6 protein-coding genes and 1 pseudogene are annotated in these 6,568 nt (G+C 52.7%); all 7 read right to left on the reverse strand.

Going from position 1 to position 6,568, the window contains the following annotated elements:
- Positions 1 to 35: 35 nt before the first annotated feature.
- Positions 36 to 1,154: a DUF262 domain-containing protein gene (locus tag B5F88_RS02240; RefSeq protein ID WP_087341360.1), complete on the reverse strand. Its 1,119-nt coding sequence runs from the start codon at positions 1,152 to 1,154 to the stop codon at positions 36 to 38.
- Between the two features lies 1 nt (position 1,155).
- The gene (locus tag B5F88_RS02245) at positions 1,156 to 2,304 is read right to left on the reverse strand and encodes an adenine-specific methyltransferase EcoRI family protein (protein ID WP_087341361.1); all 1,149 of its coding nucleotides are present in this window, start codon (positions 2,302 to 2,304) and stop codon (positions 1,156 to 1,158) included.
- Entirely contained in the window at positions 2,304 to 2,453 is a 150-nt protein-coding gene (locus B5F88_RS20575) for a hypothetical protein (protein ID WP_162612094.1), read from the reverse strand. The genes B5F88_RS02245 and B5F88_RS20575 overlap by 1 nt, the downstream gene beginning before the upstream one ends.
- Positions 2,454 to 2,637: 184 nt before the next feature.
- Positions 2,638 to 3,345: pseudogene (locus tag B5F88_RS02250) on the reverse strand (plasmid recombination protein); the annotation flags it as partial.
- Positions 3,329 to 3,754, reverse strand: a complete 426-nt coding sequence (locus B5F88_RS02255; protein ID WP_162612095.1) for a cyclic nucleotide-binding domain-containing protein — start codon at positions 3,752 to 3,754, stop codon at positions 3,329 to 3,331. The gene B5F88_RS02255 and the pseudogene B5F88_RS02250, both read right to left, overlap by 17 nt.
- Positions 3,755 to 4,083: 329 nt before the next feature.
- On the reverse strand, positions 4,084 to 5,838 hold the full coding sequence (locus B5F88_RS02260; protein ID WP_087341363.1) for a VWA-like domain-containing protein: 1,755 nt from the start codon (positions 5,836 to 5,838) through the stop codon (positions 4,084 to 4,086).
- 3 nt (positions 5,839 to 5,841) lie between these two features.
- A complete protein-coding gene (locus B5F88_RS02265) occupies positions 5,842 to 6,450 on the reverse strand; it encodes a hypothetical protein (RefSeq protein WP_087341364.1) in 609 nt (202 codons plus the stop codon).
- Positions 6,451 to 6,568 lie beyond the last annotated feature (118 nt).

Consider the following 6,568-nt stretch of genomic DNA (forward strand, 5'->3'; position numbering starts at 1 on the left):
TCCTACCCCAATTTTTGAAAAATTCGTCTAATTATCTATTGTGCACCCTTTTTCAAATTACAATCCCGGCAAAGCATTTGACAGTTATCAGGCGTCGTCTTGCCGCCTTTGCTCCACGGCGTTATATGATCGGCGTGCATCTGTTCAAACTCAAATTCTTCACCACAAATAGCACACTTATGTCCTTGCTTCTCGTAAGCAGCCAGAGCATCCCGGCGGTCAAAAGCACGAATCGACAATTTCTTTTCTTCGCCAGTCAGCAGGTACTCATAAATACCGGATTTTTTGGTCACATCTTCATCACTCATGAGTCGCTGAATTTCCATTTCCAGCTTCTTGGGATCAAGGTCTGTCCGCTTGCCGTGCTGATTGTAGAAAAGGCCCCACGGCAGCCCTTTCATTTCTTTGCGTTTTTTCGGGAAAATCGCTTGTACCCAGTCGATCACAGAACGGAAGTAATTCCATAGCTGCACCGCACTGGGGTCATTCTGATGTTCAGCCATGTACGCTTCAATGGTTTTCCCTTCAGCACTTGCCGCCCAGAAAATGGCCGTTTCAAGGTATTCCTGACGGATAGAAGCACCTCTCAGATAATCCCCAGCCAGTGTATCTGCTGCGCAGCCGGTCTTAGAGAAATACCGTTTTGCGTCAGAAGTCCAGTTGCCAGCATAGACGGCGTTCCGCAGCTCCTGATCAGTCAATTCTTCGCCCGCGATATTGATGATGCGGAACCAGTCCAGCTTTTCACTGTCAGTACCGTTGCAGACATATACAAATAATTCGTAATCAAGAAATTTTGCCTGCTGATCGCTGGGCAAATTATTGAAATACTTGTCATCCACAGAGAAACTACCATCCACATACTCACAAAGGGAAAGAGTCCTCTGTTGACCGTCCAGTACTTCATATCTTGGCTCGTCCGGGTCATCTTCGTACTCTTCTCCACGGTCCACCCAGTACATGACATTCAGAGGTAGTTCCTTCATCACGGTGCGGATTACCTCGTTGCGTTGAGCGTCCTTGTAGACAAATTCCCGCTGATATTTGGGCCGAATATCCAAACGTCCATCATAGCCAACGACGCCTTCTTCTGCGTCGTTGAAATAGCCTTCGGTGACCTCCCGAACGGTCACTTTGCGTTCTTCAATTTTCATCTTATTTTACCTCTTTCGGCGGTTCAGGGTGTTTATTCCGAATTACAATACGGTCGTAACACCGCTTGTACTTCTTATACCCTTCCTTGACATAAAACCTTGGCCCACCTTTGATGTACTCGGCATCTGGCTCTACACATTCGTCAATAGCTTTTGCCATCGTTGAGCTGAGTCCAAGTATCTCGAACTGATCTGGATTATATTTTCCTAAAAATGTTATAGGCACCCCCATCATACCCGAATAATCGCATGGAATATCTGCAACTTTACTTACTTCGATAGCATCATAATTGGTATAGCTCGGATAATTCTCAGGTGAATATCTCTTGACCAAAATAAGTTCTTCATGACGTTTTTTAACATCAAGATTCGTAAACCACGCAGAATTACCAATTGTTTGATAGCGGATACCATTCTCTACTTTCTGACCTGATTTTTCCGGGAAATCATCCATAATTCGAAACCACATGGAACCCGTTCCGCTTCTTGTTACGCCTAACCACAGCCTGTTCTGCATAATTAAAGGAAACACTTCTTTATATGTAATCGCATTACTATTGCCAATGATAATAAAATGCTTTTTGCGTTCCATCATCACAGCTATATATTCACGAAACAACGAAAAAGGCGGGTTTGTCACCACAATATCCGCTTCATCCAACAAGTGCAGGCATTCCTGGGATCGGAAATCACCGTCACCCTCCAACTCGCTCAACTCATTTTCACCGGATTTAAATAGCTCTGCCACATCCAGCATATCTATCCCGCCATCGCCGGAAGTGTCATAGACTTTGGTCACGACAGCCTTGTAGGGATGCTTTTCTGAATGCATTTCGTCCAATTCATCCCCAAATAGGAAAGACATCTGCCCATCCTTATCATACCGATATTGCAGCTGTTGACCTACAATGGGAGAGGTATGGTAGCAGGTGGCAATCAGCTTTTTCAGGCCCAACCGATTGAAGTTCAGGACAAAATACTTGAAAAAGTTGGATTCAAAAGGATCATCGCAGTTGCACAGCACAGTCTTTCCCTTGAAATGCTTGCGGTAATACCGCATTTCCTTTTCAATATCGGTCAATAGAGTATAAAATTCATCGTTTTTAGCTTTTAATGCTGCATTCATGCTCGCATTTGTATGTCCAGCCATTACTGCTCCTCCTTCTCCTGATATGCTTTCAGCCATTCACGCAGAAGGGCAGAAACCGTCATATCTTTATCTAAGGCAATCTGCTTAAGTGCTTTGCGTTCTTCTCTTGTCATCGTAATGGTCAGATTCACCATGTTTCTTTCTGCCATAATCGTTTCCCTTTCACGCACATATAGTTGTGTACTTGTGTAATAGTGTAACACGAAACAGCATAGAAATCAACGCTCTTAGATTGGTTTGCCTATGATTTTATAGTTGTAGACAAGATACTCCTCCCTCCTAAATTTACAAGCCGGAGATCGAGCAAAAGCCCAACCTCCGGTTTGTAAATTATCACAGCGCTTCCCTATCGATCTCATTTCTCCTTCGATTCTGCGCGAAATACGACCACAGATTATTTCGAGAAATCACATCCTCATATCTGCGGAGCTTATTGCGAAGATCGACATTTTCGTGTTCCAGTTCTTTTGTGTGAAGCCGCCCACGAGTCGACTTATACTTTGCCAGCTCAGCGGTCAGGGAAGCAACTTTCTCTTTCAATTCTTCTATCATCTTTGTCGCCGCATCCAGCGCCTTTTGCAGTTTGGATTCCTTGCGCTCCTGGACATAGAACTTTTTTGCCGCAGCTGCCAGATTTTCATATTCAGAACGATCCAGCATGACTTTAGAGGAAAACGGAACGGCATGGGGTTCGATTTGCTCCACTTCCTGAACGGCAACCTGTTGCCTTTGAATCTTCTCAATCTTCTTTTCCAGAGAAGCTGCCTGTTGCTCTTTCTGCTGCGTCTGTGCTGCAAGTTGTTCCAATCGCTCCTGTTCCCGTTCCACCTTGAACTGCGTCACGGTCAAGTGTTCCTCGGAGCTGCCGCGTTCTCCACGCTCCACATCCGTATATCCTGCGTTGCGCATGGCTTGGAAGAAATCGTCTTGGAGGACGCTGTAGGATTTCCGCAGCACCGGCTTGCCATTCTTCTGGAGAATGGGCGCACCCTGTTCGTCCAATGCCGGTTTAGACAGCCATTTTTTACTGCAGCATCTTGCCTTCCCAGTGCCGATCCAGCCCCTTGAGCAGAAACTGGATATAGCACTTCAACAGCGTCGGGTTTTCATCCATCAGCGGCAAAACCCTGGACAGCGGAATGGACAGAAGCTCGCAGTCTCTCATTGTCTCCAGGCTGATCAGCGACGGCGTCCCCAGGGCATTGCATCCCATGAGGAGTTCACCCTGCCGGTACACAAAGCAGTCCGTAATATCCCTTCCGTCTGCATCCAGTAGAAAGCCCCTGGCCACCCCTCTGACCAGAACCAGCACCTGCTGCTGGATCTCTCCCGCTTCGATCAGAAGGCTGTTCTGCTTTACATGTATTGTCTGTGCATCTTCGAGCAGTTTCTGTACCACTGACTGATCAGACAAATTGAGGCATTTTTCCAGAAATAACTCTTTGTGCACAGCCTCAGCCCCCTTGCTAATACTTTAATATTTTAGCATTCCACCGTTTCAGCAGCATTAACATAGGTTAATTAGCTTGCGCTTAAATGGTACAGAATAAATAAAATGTTATGTTTTTCTGGACGGAATATTCTGGCCTTTCGGTCAATCCCAATGGCTCTTAGCCCTTCAGGGATCCAAGGGTCTGGCTTTGCTTTTCGTTTGATGCAAAGAGAACTGCACCCAGGGACGTAAAGTTTAAAGCATCGGGTTCCGGACGCCAAGTAAAAACAGGCAAACAGGCAGGCGGAAAGTTTCCGCCTGCCTGTTCGTCTTACAAAGTTACTTGGCTACTTCAGCCTGAATACAGGCCCTCTGGGCGGGAAGGGCAAACGATTACCCCAGGGGATCAGATAGGCGTGTTCCCGGCCATGGAGCTGGAGCCGGTCACAGGCCCTGTCCGTGATAATCAGCAGAGGCGCGTCTTTGGGAAAGGCAGGGTCATGCTCCAACAGGTCGATGCCAGGCTGGAGTTTGGTGCCGCCCCGGCCCCGCACCTGTACCGATCCGGCGATGTCTTCCGGATGCATTACCCCCTGGTCATAGGGGGCGGCGTCACAGAACACCACCCGCACATGGTGGACATCCCTGGCCTGGCTGTAGCTGGCGATGGAGCCCAGGGCGGCGGCCAGCAGCTGTCGCTCCATGGAGCCGGAGGTGTCCAGCACCACGCCGAAGATCCGCTGATGCTCCACATCGGGCTCCCCTCGCCATGCAGGACGGGGGATGTCCGGAGTTGCGCTCTGCCTCCGGCTGAGGCGGGCATAGCTCCGGTGCTTCTCCATGGGGGCGAACTGCTCGTCAAACCATCTGGCAAGCTCCACATCCCAGGGGATGGGCGGCCGGCTGACGGCGCGGATTTCCTCCACCAGACCGGCGGGCAGGAAGCCGCGCCCCTGTCTGGTGTGATACTCCAGCCCCTGGTAGATGACGGAGCGGTAATACTCGTCCACCTCACTGCCCTCCATGGTGTCCCACCACGCCTCGTCCCCGTAGAGCAGGTCTTTGGGATCTCGCCCCGTATAGAAACGGGCATCCTGGCAGACCTGGTCGTAGACGCCCTCCACCGACAGCCCCCGGAACACCGGATCGTGAAGGGCGAAGTCTGGCATAGCGCCCACGTTCATCTCCAGCAGCCAGTCGTTGACCACAAAGTCACAGGCCACATTCCACAGGACGGGGTCACGATCCTGGCGGCGCACATCGTGCCGGAGCGCGGCGTGGAGGAACTCATGGGCCAGGACGAACTCCCAGCCCTCCAGATACAGGCGGCAGTCCGGGTTGATGTAGAGCTCCCGGAGCTGACAGTTCACCGCCGCCACAGGGATCCCCATACGACGTACCGTGTCCCGATCATCCACAATGGTGAAGGAGGACGCCAGAGTTCCCAGGAGTGGATAGCTGGACAGGAACCAATCCCGGGCCTGAAGGTAATCCGGTTTCCAACGACCCATCTCCTCGCCCAGCCGGCTGGAGCTTCTCAGCGCGTCCTGGATGGCATTCTGGAGAGACTGGGCAAAGAGCTTCGGGAAGGAGGTTCTGGGCGGCTCCCCTGTCCACACCATGTCCGGGCGGCCGTGGGCCATGGTGCTGAACCTGCAACCTTTCAACAACTCCGGATGCTCTTTCAGATAGCTGTATGACTGTTCTTCGTTCTTGACCGGGAAGGGCGGCGTCTGCTGGAACTCCGGCGGTGGGGTGCCGATGTGGCTGCTCCGAAGGAAGTCGGTGACAAGCAGATCACAGGCTGCCAGCCAGGCGGGCTCGTCCATCCGCTCCCGCCGGAAGTGATCCATCCCCAGATGGAGCAGGCAGTGGGTGAGCACGTACTCCCACTCCCCCACCGTACCCGAGCGGGCGCCGTTCAGAATAATCTCCCCTTGGTTGGTCACACAGGCCCAATCATCCCGCGCTATCTGGCCCGATTTTCCAAGCTGCGGATAGACCTTCCAGGCCAGGTCTCTCAGCATCCCGCTCTGTACCTTCTCCCAGGCAGCCTCGTATGCCGGGCATTCCGGCTGCTTCTTATTTTGTCTTCCGGCCATGGCTCACCCCTGCCTCTTAGCCAAGGCGGGCAGTTCCCGCACCACCTCCGCCAGGAACCAGGCGGGCAGGGTTTCCTCGTCCTCCGGCGTCACCGCCATCTGAGCGATCTCCAGGCTGATGTTGGACAGCTCCAGCAGTAGCTCCTTGGCCCGGGCGGCCAGCTGCCGGGCCTCCCCGCTCAGCTGCCCGCGGTTGCGGGGCAGCTCCTTCAGCAGCTGCGCCCGGAGGCTCTGGGCCAGGAAGCAGAGGATATCCCGCTCCTCCGGCTTATCCGGCCAGCTTTGCTCCCCGCTGAGGATCTTGTGGAGAGAATACTGGCCCCGCACCTGGCGGACGTAGGCGCAGAACTGGGCCGCGTGGGCCGCCGTCAGGCAGCCGTTGGCCAGAATGGACAGCTCCCGGTCTGTGAGCTGTTCCCCATAGCTGTAGATGGCGTCGCTGAGCATATGCCAGCTACGGGGCGTTGAGAAGGGCTCCTCTGTTTTGGGCGGCGGGCTCCAGAGCTGGTCCGGCCGGGCGCAGATGTAGTCGTAGATCCAGGGGTGGATGCCGTTCTGGGCCGCCCACTCCAGCCAGAGCCGGGCGTCCGCCCGCAGCTCCACATGGAACATACGGTTGAGTGAATACGCCGCCTGAAACGGTGCCCTTAGACCGCACGAATGGTGCACTCAGACCGCTGAAATGGTGCATGGTCACCGCAGTCATGGTGCATTGACAGGATGGCCACTA

Source organism: Flavonifractor sp. An306, assembly GCF_002159455.1.
Classification (GTDB): Bacteria; Bacillota; Clostridia; order Oscillospirales; family Oscillospiraceae; genus Flavonifractor.